This is a genomic window from Rhizobium centroccidentale (assembly GCF_030182565.1).
Classification (GTDB): Bacteria; Pseudomonadota; Alphaproteobacteria; order Rhizobiales; family Rhizobiaceae; genus Rhizobium.
Genome location: NZ_JAQJCG010000027.1, coordinates 12,092 through 28,338, shown reverse-complemented (window position 1 = coordinate 28,338; position 16,247 = coordinate 12,092). Strand labels below are relative to the sequence as shown.

18 protein-coding genes are annotated in these 16,247 nt (G+C 60.6%); 13 read left to right on the top strand and 5 right to left on the bottom strand.

Annotation, left to right across the window (positions count from 1 at the left end; all coding sequences use genetic code 11):
• Nucleotides 1-209 precede the first annotated feature (209 nt).
• On the top strand, nucleotides 210-653 hold the full coding sequence (locus PH562_RS26490) for an SRPBCC family protein (RefSeq protein WP_285176684.1): 444 nt from the start codon (nucleotides 210-212) through the stop codon (nucleotides 651-653).
• A 64-nt stretch (nucleotides 654-717) separates the two neighbouring features.
• Here the strand turns inward: PH562_RS26490 and PH562_RS26485 are convergent, their stop codons facing one another.
• Nucleotides 718-1,734, bottom strand: coding sequence for an MBL fold metallo-hydrolase (locus PH562_RS26485; protein ID WP_285176683.1), 1,017 nt, complete (start codon nucleotides 1,732-1,734; stop codon nucleotides 718-720).
• A complete protein-coding gene (locus PH562_RS26480) occupies nucleotides 1,731-2,720 on the bottom strand; it encodes a hypothetical protein (protein WP_285176682.1) in 990 nt (329 codons plus the stop codon). Before PH562_RS26480 ends, PH562_RS26485 begins: the two co-directional genes overlap by 4 nt.
• Before the next feature lie 374 nt (nucleotides 2,721-3,094).
• Here PH562_RS26480 and ffh point away from each other — a divergent pair, with 374 nt between their 5' ends.
• From ffh to leuC, 10 genes are all read left to right on the top strand, one after another.
• Nucleotides 3,095-4,675 carry a signal recognition particle protein gene (gene ffh / locus PH562_RS26475; protein WP_285176681.1) on the top strand — a complete coding sequence of 527 codons (1,581 nt, stop codon included), beginning with the start codon at nucleotides 3,095-3,097 and terminating at the stop codon, nucleotides 4,673-4,675.
• Between the two features lie 18 nt (nucleotides 4,676-4,693).
• Entirely contained in the window at nucleotides 4,694-4,996 is a 303-nt protein-coding gene (locus PH562_RS26470; RefSeq protein WP_092717298.1) for a chorismate mutase, read from the top strand.
• Nucleotides 4,997-5,122: 126 nt separating this feature from the next.
• Nucleotides 5,123-5,482: a 30S ribosomal protein S16 gene (gene rpsP, locus PH562_RS26465; protein ID WP_113231468.1), complete on the top strand. Its 360-nt coding sequence runs from the start codon at nucleotides 5,123-5,125 to the stop codon at nucleotides 5,480-5,482.
• 121 nt (nucleotides 5,483-5,603) lie between these two features.
• A complete protein-coding gene (rimM, locus tag PH562_RS26460) occupies nucleotides 5,604-6,197 on the top strand; it encodes a ribosome maturation factor RimM (protein WP_113231661.1) in 594 nt (197 codons plus the stop codon).
• Nucleotides 6,198-6,237: 40 nt separating this feature from the next.
• Nucleotides 6,238-6,930: a tRNA (guanosine(37)-N1)-methyltransferase TrmD gene (gene trmD / locus PH562_RS26455; RefSeq protein WP_113231467.1), complete on the top strand. Its 693-nt coding sequence runs from the start codon at nucleotides 6,238-6,240 to the stop codon at nucleotides 6,928-6,930.
• A gap of 270 nt (nucleotides 6,931-7,200) precedes the next feature.
• Nucleotides 7,201-7,737 (top strand): 50S ribosomal protein L19, encoded by a 537-nt coding sequence (gene rplS, locus PH562_RS26450; RefSeq protein ID WP_069614778.1) that lies wholly within the window; start codon nucleotides 7,201-7,203, stop codon nucleotides 7,735-7,737.
• Nucleotides 7,738-7,946: 209 nt separating this feature from the next.
• Nucleotides 7,947-8,744, top strand: coding sequence for a transporter substrate-binding domain-containing protein (locus PH562_RS26445; RefSeq protein ID WP_285176678.1), 798 nt, complete (start codon nucleotides 7,947-7,949; stop codon nucleotides 8,742-8,744).
• 34 nt (nucleotides 8,745-8,778) lie between these two features.
• The gene (locus tag PH562_RS26440; protein WP_113231466.1) at nucleotides 8,779-9,657 is read left to right on the top strand and encodes an amino acid ABC transporter permease; all 879 of its coding nucleotides are present in this window, start codon (nucleotides 8,779-8,781) and stop codon (nucleotides 9,655-9,657) included.
• 75 nt (nucleotides 9,658-9,732) lie between these two features.
• Nucleotides 9,733-9,855 (top strand): hypothetical protein, encoded by a 123-nt coding sequence (locus PH562_RS26435; protein WP_280117190.1) that lies wholly within the window; start codon nucleotides 9,733-9,735, stop codon nucleotides 9,853-9,855.
• Between the two features lie 69 nt (nucleotides 9,856-9,924).
• Nucleotides 9,925-11,334, top strand: coding sequence for a 3-isopropylmalate dehydratase large subunit (gene leuC / locus PH562_RS26430; protein WP_113231465.1), 1,410 nt, complete (start codon nucleotides 9,925-9,927; stop codon nucleotides 11,332-11,334).
• A 137-nt stretch (nucleotides 11,335-11,471) separates the two neighbouring features.
• Here leuC and PH562_RS26425 read toward each other — a convergent pair whose 3' ends face one another.
• Nucleotides 11,472-12,104, bottom strand: coding sequence for a hypothetical protein (locus PH562_RS26425; protein WP_162738147.1), 633 nt, complete (start codon nucleotides 12,102-12,104; stop codon nucleotides 11,472-11,474).
• A gap of 169 nt (nucleotides 12,105-12,273) precedes the next feature.
• Nucleotides 12,274-13,170, bottom strand: coding sequence for an EamA family transporter (locus PH562_RS26420; protein WP_113231463.1), 897 nt, complete (start codon nucleotides 13,168-13,170; stop codon nucleotides 12,274-12,276).
• Nucleotides 13,171-13,253: 83 nt separating this feature from the next.
• On the opposite strand from PH562_RS26420, the gene PH562_RS26415 reads away from it, so the two are divergent.
• Entirely contained in the window at nucleotides 13,254-13,742 is a 489-nt protein-coding gene (locus PH562_RS26415) for a MarR family winged helix-turn-helix transcriptional regulator (protein ID WP_285176674.1), read from the top strand.
• Here the strand turns inward: PH562_RS26415 and PH562_RS26410 are convergent.
• Entirely contained in the window at nucleotides 13,719-14,645 is a 927-nt protein-coding gene (locus tag PH562_RS26410) for a LysR family transcriptional regulator (protein WP_285176673.1), read from the bottom strand. The genes PH562_RS26415 and PH562_RS26410 overlap by 24 nt on opposite strands.
• A gap of 138 nt (nucleotides 14,646-14,783) precedes the next feature.
• Here PH562_RS26410 and PH562_RS26405 point away from each other — a divergent pair, with 138 nt between their 5' ends.
• A complete protein-coding gene (locus tag PH562_RS26405) occupies nucleotides 14,784-16,229 on the top strand; it encodes an MFS transporter (RefSeq protein WP_285176672.1) in 1,446 nt (481 codons plus the stop codon).
• The last annotated feature ends 18 nt before the right edge of the window (nucleotides 16,230-16,247 follow it).

The following is a 16,247-nucleotide window of genomic DNA, read 5'->3' as shown; positions in this document are numbered from 1 at the left end:
TCATGGTGAGGAGGCCCAAAGGGCCGTCTCGAACCACGAGGCGGGGTGGCTCGCCTTTCTATTTAGATCTTTGATTTCGCCACAGCAAAAAACCCACCGAGAAGCCTTGACGCCATTTATTTTCAGAAAAAATCATTCGCCGTGTCGGATTGTCAAACATTGCCACGTCCTAGGCTCGTCCACTCCGTCAAACCATAGGGATTATGACCATGCCGAATACCATACGCCTGCACCGCGTCCTGGCCACCAGCCCGGAAAAGGTCTATCGCGCATTCATCGAAGCGGATGCGCTGGCCAAGTGGTTGCCGCCGAACGGTTTTGCCTGCAGCGTGCATCACTTCGAAGGAAAAGTCGGCGGCACGTTCAAGATGTCGTTCCGCAATTTTACGACCAGTGAAGTCCACGCTTTCGGCGGTGAATATATCGAGCTCGTTCCCGGCGAACTGGTGCGTTACACAGACAGGTTCGACGACCCCAACCTGCCCGGCCAAATGGAAGTGACGGTGACGTTGAAAAAGGTGCTGGTGGGAACCGAGGTCAACATCACCCAGGCCGGCATTCCCGATGTCATCCCGCCGGAAGCCTGTTATCTCGGCTGGCAGGAATCGCTGATCAATCTGGCGAAACTGGTGGAGCCTGAGATCAAGCAGTAAGGCTCAATACCCAAGACCTCCGCGCTACCCTTCTCCCTCGGGGAGAAGGGATATTTGGCGCCCCTCACGCGACAGGCACATCGAAAATCTCGCCTGCCCTGAGCGGGCGAAATCGATCCGGCTCGATGCCTTCTGCCTTCAGCGCGGCATCCAGCGCCTGAACGGGCGCATCGATGCCCTCGTCCGTCAGCTGGAAGGTCGCGAAGTGATGCCCCGCGACATAGGCCGCGTTGCAGAGCTTCATACCCTTCACCGCCTCTTCCGGATTCTGGTGCTGGCCTTTCATAAACCAGCGCGGCTCGTAGGCGCCGAAGGGCAGGATCGCGAGGCGAAAGCCGCCATGTTTGCGGGCGACCGCTTCATAGTTGATGCCATCGTGAAAGCCGGTATCGCCGACATGATAGATCTTGCCCGCTGACGTCGTGAGCACGAATGCCGCCCAGAGCGCCATGCGCCGGTCGCCCATGCCGCGCGCCGACCAATGGTGACAGGGCTCGGCATCGATCGTCACTCCGCCTCTGACCTCCACGCGATCGCCCCAGTCGACCACGGTGATGTCGGCATCGGGAACGGCGCGGCGGATGATCGTATCGTTGCCGAGCGGCGTGACGATCTTTGGCCGATGCGCCTGCTGCAGGCGGGCAAGGGTCACGAGATCGAGGTGGTCGTAATGATTATGCGTGACAAGCACGAGGTCGATATGGGGCAGATCCTCGAAGCGGATGCCGGGCGGCACCACCCGCTTCGGCCCGACGGAGCGGAAGGGGCTGACCCGCTCCGACCAGACGGGATCGGTCAAGATATTCAATCCGGCAATCTGTAGGAGCATCGACGCATGCCCAACCATGGTCACGCGCATCTGCTCGCCGAAAACATGCCGGTCGGGCTTTGCCGCCGGAAAGGCGCTGATAACGGGATTGGGCCAGCGCACCCGGCCACCACCCAACTGCCAGCGCAAAAGATCGAACGCACCGCCCGGCTCAACGCCACCTGGATTGAAGAAACGCTGGCCGTCGAAATGATCGGAGACTGGCCCCTGATAATAGGGATTTTTCTTGGCAGAGCCTGAGGAGCTTGTCATGGCTTATCCACCCCTTGCGCGTCTGTCGCCTCATCGGCCAGCAAATCGATCCTGGCGAGCCATTCCGCCACCTCCTGCGCTGTCAGCGTCTCCTCCAGCACGACATTCGCCGGCATGGCGAAAAGCTGCGGCGTGAAGAAACTCGTATCCCACAACGCCGCGCCTTCGACCGGAGGTGAAAGCAGGATGATCTGACGGTCATCGACACGGGAAATCGTCTCGACGGAGGCCTCGCCGGAAACATCGACAAGACCCGACTCATCCGGCCGCACCGTCCGATAGCGCCACCACGGCTCGTCATTGCCCTCTTCGGCCACGGTCACGCAGCGCGCCATGTCGACAATGAGCCGGTTTGGCGCACGGCCGCCAGCAAGCCGCTCGCCGAAAGCCGCCTGGACCAGCGTGAACAGATGAAAGCAATTGACGATATTCTCATAGCGCAGACGAAAGCCCTGGCGGCTCGGCAGGTGCAGCACCAGCAGTTCATCGCTGCGGCTCAGAAGCACTTGGCGAACCCAAGCCGCCCCCGGCGTGTAATCCTGCAATTCCGCAAGCTGCGCCATCAGTGCCTTGTTGCCAGCAGCGAGTGCACGCTCCTGCGGCATGCCGGAAAGATGCGAAACCGCCGATTGGCCGAGCAGCTGGAACGCGTCGAGCAGCTGCCTTTGCCGCGGGCTCAGCTCCTTGCGGCCGGCAAAGCCACGATGGATCTGCGGCAGCCACGCCTGATACAGCTCCCAGACGGCCGGACCGCTGCGCTCGACCGACCCGCCCTTTTCGACGATGGTGCCGAGCATATTGGCAAGAACGGCGGCTCCAGGTGGCGGCAGGCGGCTGAGCTCTCGCGCCGCCCGCGCCGCGATCTTCGGCTGGGCCTTGGCGCTGGCATAGAAGGCTTGCGCCGCCGCGTTGAAACGGGTGTCGACCCGGCCGCCGGCGTAAGCGCGACACGCGGCAAGAAGATCCGTCAGGGCTGCATCATTCATTCGAAACGGTCTCGGGGAATCACTTGACGGCTGGGATCGATACAACAATTTGAAAACGGTGATACGGTCAAATCGACATCGATATGGCGATCTCATTCGTGCATTTCAGGCATTTCGGCCGCATTGGGTTGACTTTGCCGGCCTTTTCCTGTTTATCGCCCGCAATCTGCGACGAGCACAAGCCTCCGAGCCACCGACCGGGACCCAAAAAGGTATAAAGAGATCCCGGAGGTCAACACCCGACAGCGCGATGCGCCCTCGGGTGCTTTTTGGCTTTGCGTCTTGTTTTCGTCATGGAAAAGCACGACGTTTTCGGGCGAGGAACCGCGCACAGGCGCAAATCCAAATCCCAAGCGATCGATAAGGAAGAACCGATGTTTGAAAACCTCCAGGACCGTCTTGGTTCCATTCTGAATGGACTGACAGGCCGCGGTGCGCTCTCGGAAGCCGATGTTTCCGCAGCGCTGCGCGAGGTTCGCCGCGCGCTGCTCGAAGCCGATGTGGCGCTGGATGTCGTTCGCTCCTTTACCGATCGTGTCCGCGAAAAGGCCGTTGGCGCCGAAATCCTGAAGTCGATCAAGCCCGGCCAGATGGTCGTCAAGATCGTTCATGACGAGCTGATCGAGATGCTCGGCGGCGAAGGTGTGGGCATCGACCTCAATGCGCCTGCCCCGGTCGTCGTCATGATGGTCGGTCTGCAGGGCTCGGGCAAGACCACCACGACGGCGAAGATCGCCAGCCGCATGACGAGCCGCGACCGCAAGAAGGTCCTGATGGCCTCGCTCGATACGCGCCGTCCGGCGGCGCAGGAGCAGCTGCGCCAGCTCGGCGTGCAGACCGGCGTCGACACGCTGCCGATCATATCAGGCCAGTCGCCGACCGACATTGCCGCTCGCGCCGTGCAGGCCGCCAAGCTCGGCGGCCATGACATCGTCATCCTCGACACCGCCGGCCGTACGCATATCGACGAGCCGCTCATGGTCGAGATGGCGGATATCAAGAAGAAGTCCAATCCGCACGAAATTCTGCTGGTTGCCGATAGCTTGACCGGTCAGGACGCCGTCAACCTTGCCCGCAATTTCGACGAGCGCGTCGGGATCACCGGCCTCGTACTGACCCGTATGGACGGCGACGGCCGCGGCGGTGCGGCCCTTTCGATGCGCGCCGTGACAGGCAAGCCGATCAAGCTGATCGGCGTCGGCGAAAAGATGGGCGAGCTGGAAGAATTCCATCCCCGCCGTATCGCCGACCGCATCCTCGGCATGGGCGACATCGTTTCGCTCGTCGAAAAAGCCGCCGAGAATATCGACGCCGAGAAGGCGGCCGCCATGGCCGCCAAGATGGCCAAGGGCAAGTTCGACCTTAACGATCTCGCCGATCAGCTCGGCCAGATGCAGAAGATGGGCGGCATGGGCGGCATCATGGGCCTGATGCCTGGCATGTCGGGCATGAAGGACAAGATGGCTGCCGCCGGCCTCGACGACCGCCTGTTCAAGCGCCAGCTCGCCATCATCTCCTCGATGACCAAGGCCGAGCGCGCCAATCCGGACCTCTTGAAGCATTCCCGCAAGAAGCGCATCGCCGCCGGCTCCGGCACCGACGCCTCCGACATCAACAAGCTTCTGAAGATGCACCGCCAGATGGCGGACATGATGAAGATGATGGGCGGCAAGGGCAAAGGCGGCATGATGAAGCAGCTGATGGGCGGCCTTGCCGGCAAGATGGGCCTCGGCGGAGGTATGGGCGGCATGCCCGACCTGTCGAACATGGACCCCAAGCAGCTCGAAGCTCTGCAGAAGCAGGCCGAAGCCGCCGGCCTCGGCCGTCCCGGTGGCTTGCCGGGTAGTTTGCCAGGCCTAGGCGGCGGTGGTGGTTTGCCTGGTCTTGGCGGCGCCAAATTGCCAGGCCTCGGCGGTGGTTTCCCGGGGCTTCCCGGTTTGCCGAAGAAGAAGTGAAAAGGATCGTTGACCCCCATGATTGATCCAGACGTCAAAGCCCAACTGGGCAACTACCGCCAGTCGATCGACAATATCGATGCCGCACTGGTGCATATGCTGGCCGAGCGCTTCCGCTGCACCAAAGAGGTCGGCGTGCTGAAGGCCAAATACGACCTGCCGCCGGCCGACCCGGCGCGCGAAGAATTTCAGATCGAGCGCCTGCGCCGCCTGGCAAAGGACGCCAATCTGGACCCGGATTTCGCCGAGAAGTTCCTGAACTTCGTCATCAAGGAAGTCATCCGGCATCATGAACAGATCGCTGCGGATTTCAAAGGGTAACCCCTGGTCGCATGATCCCGAAGGACGCAGAACGTTTTCGACAGGGATCACGCGGCAAGAAAAAAGCAGCGCGACGTAACCATACCGCACAACGAAGCGGTCACGAAAAGCCTAAGGAGAATTAACATGGCACTGAAAATTCGTCTCGCCCGCGGTGGCTCCAAGAAGCGCCCGTACTACCACGTTGTCGTAGCCGACGCTCGCTCGCCGCGCGACGGCCGTTTCCTGGAAACGCTCGGCTCCTGGAACCCCATGCTTGCCAAGGACGACGCCAAGCGCGTTGAACTCAAGGCCGAGCGCATCAAGCATTGGCTCGACCACGGCGCACAGCCGACCGACCGCGTTCTGCGCTTCCTCGCCGAAGCCGGCATCGCAACGCGCGAAGCCAAGAACAACCCGGAAAAGGCAAAGCCGGGCAAGCGCGCTCAGGAACGCGCTGCCGAAAAGGCACAGAAGGCTGCTGACGCCGCTGCTGCTTCCGAGTAATCGGACCTCGCATTGATTGAAAACGGGTGGCATGGCGACATGCCGCCCGTTTTTTGTTCCCATCGGCTGGCGTTCAGCCTATGAGAGAACGCAATTGATCCCGGCAATCGGCGAAGAGACCATGACGAAACTGCAAAATCCGGTATTGATGGCAACGATCGGCGCAGCGCAGGGCCTGAGAGGCGAGGTGCGCGCCCGCGCCTATACATCGGATCCGACCGCGCTCGGCGACTACGGCCACCTGCATAGCATGGACGGCCGCAGCTTCGAGGTGCTGGAAATCCGCGAGGCCAAGAACGTCGTGATCGTGCGCTTCCGCGGCGTCAACGACCGCAACGCCGCCGAAGCGTTGAACGGGCTGGAACTCTATATCGAGCGCGACAACCTGCCTGATGACGAACTCGACGATGACGAATTCTTCTATGCCGATCTCGAAGGCCTGGAGGCCGTCGACGACCAGGGCACCGGCTACGGCACGGTCAGCGGCGTCTATGATTTCGGCGCCGGCGACCTGCTGGAGCTGAAGGGGCCGGGCAAGCGCCCTGTTCTTATCCCCTTTTCCGAGGCTGCGGTGCTCGAAATCGACCTCGAGGGCGGCAAGATCCTGATCGACCCGTTGGCCGCTGGCCTGATCGACGGCCCTGACGATCTGATCGGCAAACCGGAAATGCCGGAAAAACCCGAGAAGCCGCAGGGCAAGCCGAAGAAGAAGTGATCCTCATTGGGAAGTGCCCTCATTAGGAAGTGATTGCGCCATGAGTTTCCGGGCGACCATATTGACGCTTTATCCCGAGATGTTCCCCGGCCATCTCGGTACCTCGCTTGCCGGCAAGGCGATGGAACGCGGGCAGTGGTCGCTGGATACGGTACAGATCCGCGATTTCGCGACCGACAAGCACCGCACCGTCGACGACACGCCGGCCGGCGGCGGAGCCGGCATGGTGCTGAAGCCTGATGTGCTTGCCCGCGCCATCGATCATGCCAGCGAGAACGACAGCCGCCCCCGCCTGCTGATGAGCCCGCGCGGCAAGCCGCTGACGCAGAAGCGCGTGCGCGAGCTTGCAAACGGCGAAGGCGTCATCATCGTTTGTGGCCGCTTCGAAGGCGTCGACCAACGGGTTATCGACGGTCGCGACCTCGAGGAAGTTTCGATCGGCGACTATATCCTCTCGGGCGGCGAGCCGGCCGCCCTCATCCTGCTCGACGCCATCGTCCGCATCCTGCCCGGCGTCATGGGCAATGACCTCTCCGGCCTGCACGAAAGTTTTGAAGGCGGCCTGTTGGAACATCCGCACTATACCCGTCCGCAGATCTGGGAGGGCCGCGAGATTCCCGCCATACTCACCTCGGGCAACCACGCGGCGATCGCCAAATGGCAAAGGGAAAAGGCTGAAGAGCTCACGCGAGAGCGCCGGCCGGATTTGTTGGACGAATTGCGGAAGAAATAGCGGCAGCACCGCCTGGATGAGCGAGATCGGTTCGGCTATGCCCGCAAAACCGGCAACAATCGCCACTTAATTCCCTGCCAAGGGGTGACAAACGCATGACAATAGGGTATGTGCGCGCCCGGCATGGGAAAATTCCCATCAACCAGCAAAGAAGAGCAGACGTATCCGCTCCTGCCTGAACGGGCATATATCCGAGGCGTGATCTCAGGGTCCGACCAAAGATAGAATGATGAGCGCTCTGGCTGTTGAACCAACAACGAGGTTGATAACATGAACATCATTCAGCAGTTGGAAGCCGAACAGGCTGCCAAGATCGAAGCCAAGCGCACGCTCCCCGAATTTTCCGCTGGCGACACTGTTCGCGTCAACGTGAAGGTCACGGAAGGCAACCGTACCCGCGTTCAGGCCTATGAAGGCGTTTGCATCGCTCGCTCCGGCGGCGGCCTGCAGGAAAACTTCACGGTTCGCAAGATCTCCTACGGCGAAGGTGTCGAGCGCGTATTCCCGGTTTACTCGCCGATGATCGAAAGCGTCGAAGTCGTTCGCCGCGGTAAGGTCCGTCGCGCCAAGCTCTACTACCTGCGCGACCTGCGCGGTAAGGCTGCCCGTATCGTCGAAAACACCGGCACCCGCGCCCGCAAGCTCAACGATGCCGAGCGTCAGGCTCTGGCCGATGAGAAGGCACGCATCGAAGCCGAGAAGGTTGCAGCCGCTCAGGCTCTCGCAGCCGAGAAGGCAGCAGCGGAAGCCGCCGAAGCAAAGGCAGCTGCCGAAGCTGCTGCTGCAGCCGAGCCGGCAGCAGAATAAGTTTCGATCCACTTGGGATCGCAAAGCTTGAAGGCGGCCCTCGGGTCGCCTTTTTGCTGTCCGGCTCACGCCCATCGGAAAGAAATTTTCATCGTCAGCCACCCGCTTAGAGTTGCTTTTCTATTTTTATGATCGCAGCCACGGCAACGGCCTTGCCATGCACTTTCCAAATATGACACTTTCCCGCCACGCTAATCGGGGAGATTTTCATGGCATTCCGTCGTTCGTTCCTTCTGGGCCTTGGCGCCCTCGTGCTTGCACCTTTCGCTGCCTTCGCCGCCGACCTGCCGAACCTGAATGGCAAAACCGTCGTCGTCGTCACCGAGAATGCCTATCCGCCGCTGCAGTTCATCGACCCGAAGACGAACAGGGCGATCGGCTGGGAATATGACGCGATGAACGAGATCGCCAAGCGTCTGAACTTCAAGGTCGAGTACCAGAACACCAGCTGGGACGCGATGATCCAGGCTGTTTCCGAAGGCCAGTACAACATCGGCATGACCGGCATCACCATTAAGGAAGACCGCAAGCAGAAGGTCGATTTCTCTGATCCCTATATGCGCTCGCAGCAGTTCATGCTCGTGCGCGGCGACGAGAAGCGCTTCACGGATGCCAAGAGCTTCGCTGCTGTCAAGGAGGCGCTGATCGGCGCGCAGCCGGGCACGACGCCCTTCTACACCGCCGTCTATGAAGTCCTCGACGGCAACGAGCAGAACCCGCGCATCAAGACCTTCGAAACCTTCGGCGCCACCGTACAGGCCCTGAAGACCGGTGACGTCGACATGGTGCTGACCGATGGCACGGCCGGCAAGGGCTATGTCGATGCCTCCAATGGCGGCCTGAAGCTCGTCGGCGGTCCGCTCGGCACCGAGGATTTCGGCTTCATCTTCCAGAAGGGTTCCGATCTCGTCGCCCCGATCAATGCCGCGATCGCCAGCCTCAAGGCCGATGGCACGCTCGACGCACTGAACAAGAAGTGGTTCCTCGACTACAAGATGGGCCAATGAGTTCTGAAGATCGATATATTGGAAGCCCGCTCTGATGGCGCCTTTGGCAGGCCCGGGCGCGCACCGCGGCAAGGATGACTTTCCCTGGTGGCTGGTCGCCCTCGCTATCCTCGGCGTCATCGCTTCCTTCGCAATTGCGGCGAACGGCCTCTATGCCCAGATTTTCTCTCTTCTGCTGAATGGCATCGGCGTCACAGTCTTCGTGACGCTGGTGGCCTTTACGCTGGCCATGCTGCTCGGCCTCGGGCTAGCGCTGCTCGGCCTGTCCGATTTTCTCGTGCTTAGGCAAGTCGCGCGCTTCTATATCGAGATCGTGCGCGGCATTCCTATTCTGGTGTTGCTCGCCTATATTGCCTTCGTCGGCACCCCGGCCTTTGTCGCCGTCTATAACGTCGTCATCTCGCCGTTGGTCTCCATTGGCTGGACAAACCCGATTGTCACCCGCGATGTGCCCTTCATCTGGCGCACGATCATCGCGCTGACCATCGCTTATTCGTCCTTCATCGCCGAAATCTTCCGCGCCGGCATCCAGGCGGTCGACCAGGGCCAGATTGAAGCGGCAAAGGCGCTGGGCCTCACCCGCTTCCAGCGCTTCCGCCTCGTCGTCTTCCCTCAGGCCATCCGCGTCATCCTGCCGCCGCTGTCGAACGATTTCATCGCCATGGTGAAGGACAGTTCGCTCGTGTCCGTGCTCGGCGTCGCCGATATCAGCCAGCTCGCCAAGCTCTATTACTCGGCCAATTTCCGCTACTTCGAAACGCTGTCAATCCTCGCCTTCATCTATCTGCTGCTGACGATCGGCCTGTCGCTGCTGCTCAGGCAACTCGAAGCCTGGATGCGCCGCCGCTCCGGCAGCGACCGCTCCGCCTTCCCTCGGCTAGCGGCGAGCCAGCCGCCCGGCGCGCAAGTATGATGCCAAAGGCGACAGTACCGATACAGCCTATCGTCGCCATTGCCGAAGGTTTTGAAAATTGATATGAGCATGGCCATGAGTAAGATCATGAGCAAAGACGGACGATACGTCACGGCTTTCGTGCTGCAGGACCATAAGCGCCTGCCGGCACGTTTCTTTGCGATGATTTCGGGCGCGCTCAACAGCCGACTTCGCTGATCACACCCGAGGCCGGCGGTCCTGATCCGTCAACCCCCTTTTCGATAATGCCAATATGGATCTGTAGCCATGAGCGCTCCACGCACACTGTATGATAAAATCTGGGACGACCATCTGGTCGACGCTCAAGAAGACGGAACCTGTCTTCTCTATATCGACCGTCATCTCGTTCACGAGGTGACGTCGCCGCAGGCCTTCGAAGGTCTGCGCATGTCCGGCCGCAAGGTTCACGCGCCGCAGAAGACGCTGGCTGTCGTCGACCACAACGTGCCGACCTCGCCCGATCGCCACCTTGGCATCAAGAACGAGGAAAGCCGCATTCAGGTCGAGCAGCTCGCCAAGAATGCCGCCGAATTCGGTGTGGAATACTACTCCGAAAACGACAAGCGCCAGGGCATCGTTCACATCATCGGCCCCGAGCAGGGCTTCACCCTGCCCGGCATGACCATCGTCTGCGGCGACAGCCACACCTCGACCCACGGCGCCTTCGGCTCGCTCGCCCATGGCATCGGCACCTCCGAAGTCGAGCATGTGCTCGCCACGCAGACGCTGATCCAGAAGAAGGCCAAGAACATGCTGGTGCAGGTCGACGGCCAGCTGCCGCCTGGTGTCACCGCCAAGGACATCATCCTCGCCATCATCGGCGAAATCGGCACCGCTGGCGGCACCGGCTACGTCATCGAATATGCCGGCGAAGCCATTCGCTCCCTGTCGATGGAAGGCCGCATGACCATCTGCAACATGTCGATCGAAGGCGGCGCCCGCGCCGGCCTGATCGCTCCGGATGAAACGACCTTCGAATACATCAAGGGCAAGCCGCGCGCGCCGAAGGGCGAAGCGCTGGAACAGGCGATCGCCTACTGGAAGACGCTGAAGTCTGACGAAGGCGCGCATTACGACCGCATCGTCAAGCTCGATGCCGCAAGCCTGCCGCCGATCGTCTCCTGGGGCTCCTCCCCGGAAGACGTCATCTCCGTTCAGGGCATCGTCCCGAACCCCGACGAGATCCAGGACGAGACCAAGCGTACCTCCAAATGGCGTGCGCTCGACTATATGGGCCTGAAGCCGGGCACGCCGATAACCGAGATCAACGTCGATCGCGTCTTCATCGGCTCCTGCACCAACGGCCGTATCGAAGACCTGCGCGCAGTCGCCAGGGTCGTCGAAGGCAAGACGGTTGCTTCCACGGTCAACGCCATGATCGTTCCGGGCTCCGGCCTGGTGAAGGAGCAGGCTGAGGCCGAAGGTCTCGACAAGATCTTCAAGGCTGCCGGCTTCGACTGGCGCGAGCCTGGCTGTTCCATGTGCCTCGCCATGAACGACGACCGCCTGAAGCCGGGCGAACGCTGCGCTTCGACTTCGAACCGCAACTTCGAAGGCCGCCAAGGCTTCAAGGGCCGCACGCATCTGGTTTCACCGGCCATGGCTGCCGCCGCCGCGATCGCCGGCCACTTCGTCGATATCCGCGAATGGAAGTGATCTACTCGAAGACATGAATGACAAAGGGCGGCTCGATGGCCGCCCTAACTCAATTGCGGAATATCTTGTCTGTCGCGAAACTTCGAGTTTCTACGACAAAAATTACAAGAGCATTTTTATCGCACTAAGTTCGGATTTTAGCGGCGTTTGAGGGAAGCATGATCCCAAAAAGCCTGCACCGCAAACAGCATTTCACCATGCAACGCTTGATACTGTTTCTCCGATTCCGATGAGAACGCTGGCTTCCCCTCTTCGTCGCACTGAACAGAGTCCCCCAAAGCATCGGCCATATCGGAATAGAAGTAAGACATATCACCGTACGGGCGTTTGCAATCCATAAGCTCGACGTAGCCGTAATGGGCTCGGATATTCATGCTCTTAATGAGCGACAGATGTTCTTCTGTAACAGTGAAAATGAAGCTGGCTTCGGTCGGCACCTTGATGCTTGCGTCTCCCCATTCATTGAGCTGAAGTTCTCCATTTTCAGCGACAGCAGCATGATAATTGTCGATTTTATACGACCCTGGACCAAGCTCATAGGTTTCGAAGAAACGCCGAGCTGCCTCGGCCAATCTTTCCGCCAATACCTCCCATTTATCAGGGTGGTCGGTGGCTATGTCCGGGTGGAGAGCAAGAAGTTTTAAGAGGATAGCGCCGTTGGCTTCATCGTCATTAACGACACCGAGAAGATATATTCCACCGGCTTCCGATGGGTTCCAATAAGGGTGCATTGATGTTCGCAAGATCTCGATCATATCGGTATTTGCCATGATACCCTTCATATCTCTTAGCAGCGGATATTCGCAAAATCCTAAATGGAGCGACGGCTTTGCAACTAAACTTACTCAAGTCGTGAAATCAGCGTCTGCATGATAGACAACCTGAGATATATATCACAAGGAATCCGCGACTAGTATCCACCTGAATTCCGCATCGCATTCATGATGGAGTGCCCTTACTTAGGGATTGTGCGAGAGTTTGAGCCGCCAAGCCCTGCTGCACCCTCTGGCTAAGCCAGACGCTGCCGAGGACGATCACAATGCCGAACATCTGCATCGAGTTCAGCTGCTGGCCGAGCACCGCCCAACCCAGGATCACCGCAGTCGTCGGACTGAGAAAGCCGAGCGGCGAGACCACGGAGGGCTCGAGCCGCGACAGGCCCCGGAACCAGAGAATATAGGTAAGGGCAGCACCGATCAGCCCGAGATAGGCGAAGCCGAGAATGTTAGCGCCGGTCAGATGCGGCAGCGGCGGCTCAAGCAGCAGCGCCACCGGCAGCAAAAGCACGCCGCCTGCCGTCAGTTGCCATGCCGTAAAGGTCAGCGGCGAGACATCGGGCCGCCAACGGCGGCTGAGCACGGTTCCCGCGGCCATGGAGAAGGCGCCGCCAATGCCTGCGATAATGCCGATCGGATCGAGCGTCGCATTCGGCGTCAGGATCAGCAGCGCGACACCGCCGATGCCGGCAATCGCAGCAACAATCGAAAGGCTGCGGATCGGCGATCCCAGCAGCAACCGCGCCAGCACAATGACGATCAGCGGCTGGACGGCACCCACGGTCGCCGCCACGCCGCCGGGCAAGCGGTAGGCCGAGATGAATAGCAGCCACCAGAAGACGGAGAAATGCAGCGCCCCGAGCACCAGCGACTTCAGCCACCAGCCCCCATGCGGCAGCCGCCGTACGATCAGGAGCAGCAGCAACCCGGCGGGCAGTGCGCGCAGCATCGCGACCGTGAGGGGATAGCCGGCGGGCAGAAGCTGCGTCGTTACCAGGTAGGTGCTGCCCCAGATCGCCGGCGCGATGGCGGTGAGCAACAGGTCGAAATTGCGGTTCATGGCCTTGGCCTCGAAATTTATCTTGACCTCAAGATAATCCGAAATACCTTGACGTCAAGATAAATTCATGGCGAAGTTCCGCCATGGATCGCATCGACAAAATTCTCGCCCAGTGGCGCCGTGAACGACCTGACCTCGACACCACGGCCATGGGCCTGTTCGGGCGCCTGCGCAATCTCGCGCTCCATCTCTCGCGCGAGATGGAGAAGACCTTCGGCCGCTTCGGCCTGAACTCGGCGAACTTCGACATGCTGGCGACCCTGCGCCGCTCGGGCGAGCCCTATACCCTCTCCCCCAGCGACCTGATGGAGACGATGATGGTCTCGTCGGGGACGATGACCAATCGTATCGATCAGCTGGAAAGGGCCGGCCTCGTCGCTCGCAGCCAGAACCCGGATGATGGCCGCAGCTTCCTGATATCCCTGACGCCGAAAGGCTTCGAGCTGATCGATGCGGCAGTGACAGCACATGTCGAAACGCAGAAACGCCTGATCGCCACCCTTTCTGAAGGCGAACGAACGGCTCTTGACCGCCTGCTGCGCAATTATTTAGCCGACTTCGAATCTGGTTGATCGCCCCGAACGCGATCCGGCGCAGACGTCGTGAATACAGCCGCGGAGCCAGCGATGCGCCGGATCCGCATCCATCCGTGGATGCCAGAGCAGCGAGATCATGACGTCCGATGTCGGCACCGGCAGCACGAAACTGTGCATGCCGACACGCAGATTGCCCGTATAGCGCTCCGGTACGCTGACGATCAGGTCGGAGGCGCGCGCCAAGGCCAGCGCAGCCGAAAAGCTGCCGACAATCGTTGCGATCTGACGCTTCAGGCCCAACTCTTCCAGCGCCTCGTCGATCTGCCCTTTCTGAACGCCGCGCCGTGATACCAGAATATGTTGCCCGGCCGCGTAACGTTCCGGGGTCGCCTCTCCTTCACTCAACGGGTGTCCGCTTCGGACCACGCCGATGAAGCGATCGCGGAACAGTGCCTGCGTTCTGAGCTCCGGACCGGTATCGTCGCCGACAACACCGGTTTCGAAATCGATCGTCCCATCGCGCAAAGGCGTGCTGTCCTTGTCCAGCTTCTGCGTGAAATAGAGCCGAACGCCAGGCGCCTGCTCGGCAATGCGCGTGATTAGTTCGGCCCCGAAATTCTCCACGAAACCTTCACGGGTGCGCAGCGTGAAAATTCGAGCAAGCTGCTTCAGATCGAGGCTTTCGGCGGGCCGCAAAGCCGCTTCCGCCTCCTGAACGAGATGATCGACGCGCTCGCGTAGCTCCAGCGCCCGCGGCGTCGGCACCAGCCCTCGCCCGGCCCTGACCAACAACGGATCGCCCGTCGTCTCGCGCAGGCGCGCCAGCTGCCTACTCATGGCGGACGGGCTCAATAGCAATCGCCGGGCGGCGCGCGCGACGCTGCCTTCGGCAAGCAGGACATTGAGAGTGACGAGCAGGTTGAGATCGGGCGTGGACATGCCGCGAGCATAGCACGGTTTATGTAATATATAGCGTCAAACGCACGAATGAAGTGCAAATGCTGCGCGTTCCGCCATATCACGTCGAGAGCTACCTTTCTGCCGAGACTTTATAGACGGCCACCAGAAATGGAGCTCATGTTGCAACCAATCATCGAAGATCCCCGCCACACAAAATCAGCATCCTCGACCCGCTGGGCCCTTGTCAGCCTATCGCTCTCCATGCTGATGCCTTCGCTCGATACCAGCATTGCCAATGTCGGGCTGCCGACGCTCGCCCAGGCATTCGGCGCCTCTTTCCAGCAGGTACAGTGGATCGTGCTTGCCTATCTGCTCGCCATCACCACACTGATCGTCAGCGTCGGGCGGCTGGGCGACATTTTCGGCCGGCGGCGCCTGCTACTGATCGGCATAAGCCTTTTCACCCTCGCCTCGCTTTTTTGCGGCATTGCGCCGACACTCTGGCTATTGCTCGCCGCCAGAGGTTTGCAAGGTCTCGGCGCCGCCATGATGATGGCGCTGACGATGGCGATGGTCGGCGAAACCGTGCCGAAAGAGCGGACGGGCAGCGCCATGGGCTTGCTCGGCACCATGTCCGCGATCGGCACCACGCTCGGCCCATCGCTTGGTGGCATCTTGATCGCCAGCTTCGGCTGGGAGACCATCTTCCTCGTCAATGTACCGCTCGGGATCGCGAATTTCCTGCTCGCCGCCCGCTTCCTGCCGACGGATCGTCAGGATCGGAAGGCGAGCAAGGCCCGGCTGGATACGATCGGCACCCTGCTGTTGTCCCTGACACTCGCTGCCTATGCGCTGGCCATGACCCTTGGGCACGGCAGATTCGGTGCGGTGAATATCGGTCTGCTGTTGACGGCAGCTTTCGGCATCGTTCTCTTTGCGGTCACTGAAACGAAGGTGGAGGCGCCGTTGTTGCGCCTTTCGATGTTCCGTGATGCATCGCTAAGTGCAGGCCTTGCCATGAGCACTCTTGTTTCCACCGTCATCATGGCAACGCTGGTGGTCGGACCCTTCTATCTCTCCCGTGCTCTCGGCTTCGACGCCGCCCATGTCGGCGCCATCATGTCCTCCGGCCCGCTGGTGTCAGCGCTAACGGGCGTGCCGGCCGGCCGCATCGTCGATCGCTTCGGCGCCCAGCGCGTGACCACGACGGGTCTTGCGGGCATGATTGTCGGCCTCTTCCTGATAGTGATGCTGCAAGGCAGATTCGGAGCCGCCGGCTATATCGGCCCGCTCGTTATCGTGACCGCAAACTATGCGCTCTTTCAGGCATCCAACAATACCACCATCATGAAGGACATAAACGCGGAGCAGCGTGGCGTGATTTCCGGTATGTTGAGCCTGTCGCGAAATCTCGGCCTGATCACAGGCGCCGCCGTCATGGGTGCGATCTTCACATTCGCCTCCGGCGCCGCCGACATCACGGCGGCGCATCCGGAAGCGGTGGCGAGCGGAATGCAGACCACCTTTGCGGTGGCCGCTCTGCTGATCGTTGGGACTTTGGCTATAGCACTTGCCGGCTCTGCTTATGCGAAGCGCGCACCTCTTTCAGAGGAGGCGCTATAATCGGCTTATAGAAAAAGG

Bases quoted from the DNA above. Each gene is read 5' to 3' on its own strand.
- PH562_RS26490 (WP_285176684.1), top strand. From the start codon at position 210: ATGCCGAATACCATACGCCTGCACCGCGTCCTGGCCACCAGCCCGGAA.
- PH562_RS26485 (WP_285176683.1), bottom strand. From the start codon at position 1,734: ATGACAAGCTCCTCAGGCTCTGCCAAGAAAAATCCCTATTATCAGGGG.
- PH562_RS26480 (WP_285176682.1), bottom strand. From the start codon at position 2,720: ATGAATGATGCAGCCCTGACGGATCTTCTTGCCGCGTGTCGCGCTTAC.
- ffh (WP_285176681.1), top strand. From the start codon at position 3,095: ATGTTTGAAAACCTCCAGGACCGTCTTGGTTCCATTCTGAATGGACTG.
- PH562_RS26470 (WP_092717298.1), top strand. From the start codon at position 4,694: ATGATTGATCCAGACGTCAAAGCCCAACTGGGCAACTACCGCCAGTCG.
- rpsP (WP_113231468.1), top strand. From the start codon at position 5,123: ATGGCACTGAAAATTCGTCTCGCCCGCGGTGGCTCCAAGAAGCGCCCG.
- rimM (WP_113231661.1), top strand. From the start codon at position 5,604: ATGACGAAACTGCAAAATCCGGTATTGATGGCAACGATCGGCGCAGCG.
- trmD (WP_113231467.1), top strand. From the start codon at position 6,238: ATGAGTTTCCGGGCGACCATATTGACGCTTTATCCCGAGATGTTCCCC.
- rplS (WP_069614778.1), top strand. From the start codon at position 7,201: ATGAACATCATTCAGCAGTTGGAAGCCGAACAGGCTGCCAAGATCGAA.
- PH562_RS26445 (WP_285176678.1), top strand. From the start codon at position 7,947: ATGGCATTCCGTCGTTCGTTCCTTCTGGGCCTTGGCGCCCTCGTGCTT.
- PH562_RS26440 (WP_113231466.1), top strand. From the start codon at position 8,779: ATGGCGCCTTTGGCAGGCCCGGGCGCGCACCGCGGCAAGGATGACTTT.
- PH562_RS26435 (WP_280117190.1), top strand. From the start codon at position 9,733: ATGAGTAAGATCATGAGCAAAGACGGACGATACGTCACGGCTTTCGTG.
- leuC (WP_113231465.1), top strand. From the start codon at position 9,925: ATGAGCGCTCCACGCACACTGTATGATAAAATCTGGGACGACCATCTG.
- PH562_RS26425 (WP_162738147.1), bottom strand. From the start codon at position 12,104: ATGGCAAATACCGATATGATCGAGATCTTGCGAACATCAATGCACCCT.
- PH562_RS26420 (WP_113231463.1), bottom strand. From the start codon at position 13,170: ATGAACCGCAATTTCGACCTGTTGCTCACCGCCATCGCGCCGGCGATC.
- PH562_RS26415 (WP_285176674.1), top strand. From the start codon at position 13,254: ATGGATCGCATCGACAAAATTCTCGCCCAGTGGCGCCGTGAACGACCT.
- PH562_RS26410 (WP_285176673.1), bottom strand. From the start codon at position 14,645: ATGTCCACGCCCGATCTCAACCTGCTCGTCACTCTCAATGTCCTGCTT.
- PH562_RS26405 (WP_285176672.1), top strand. From the start codon at position 14,784: ATGTTGCAACCAATCATCGAAGATCCCCGCCACACAAAATCAGCATCC.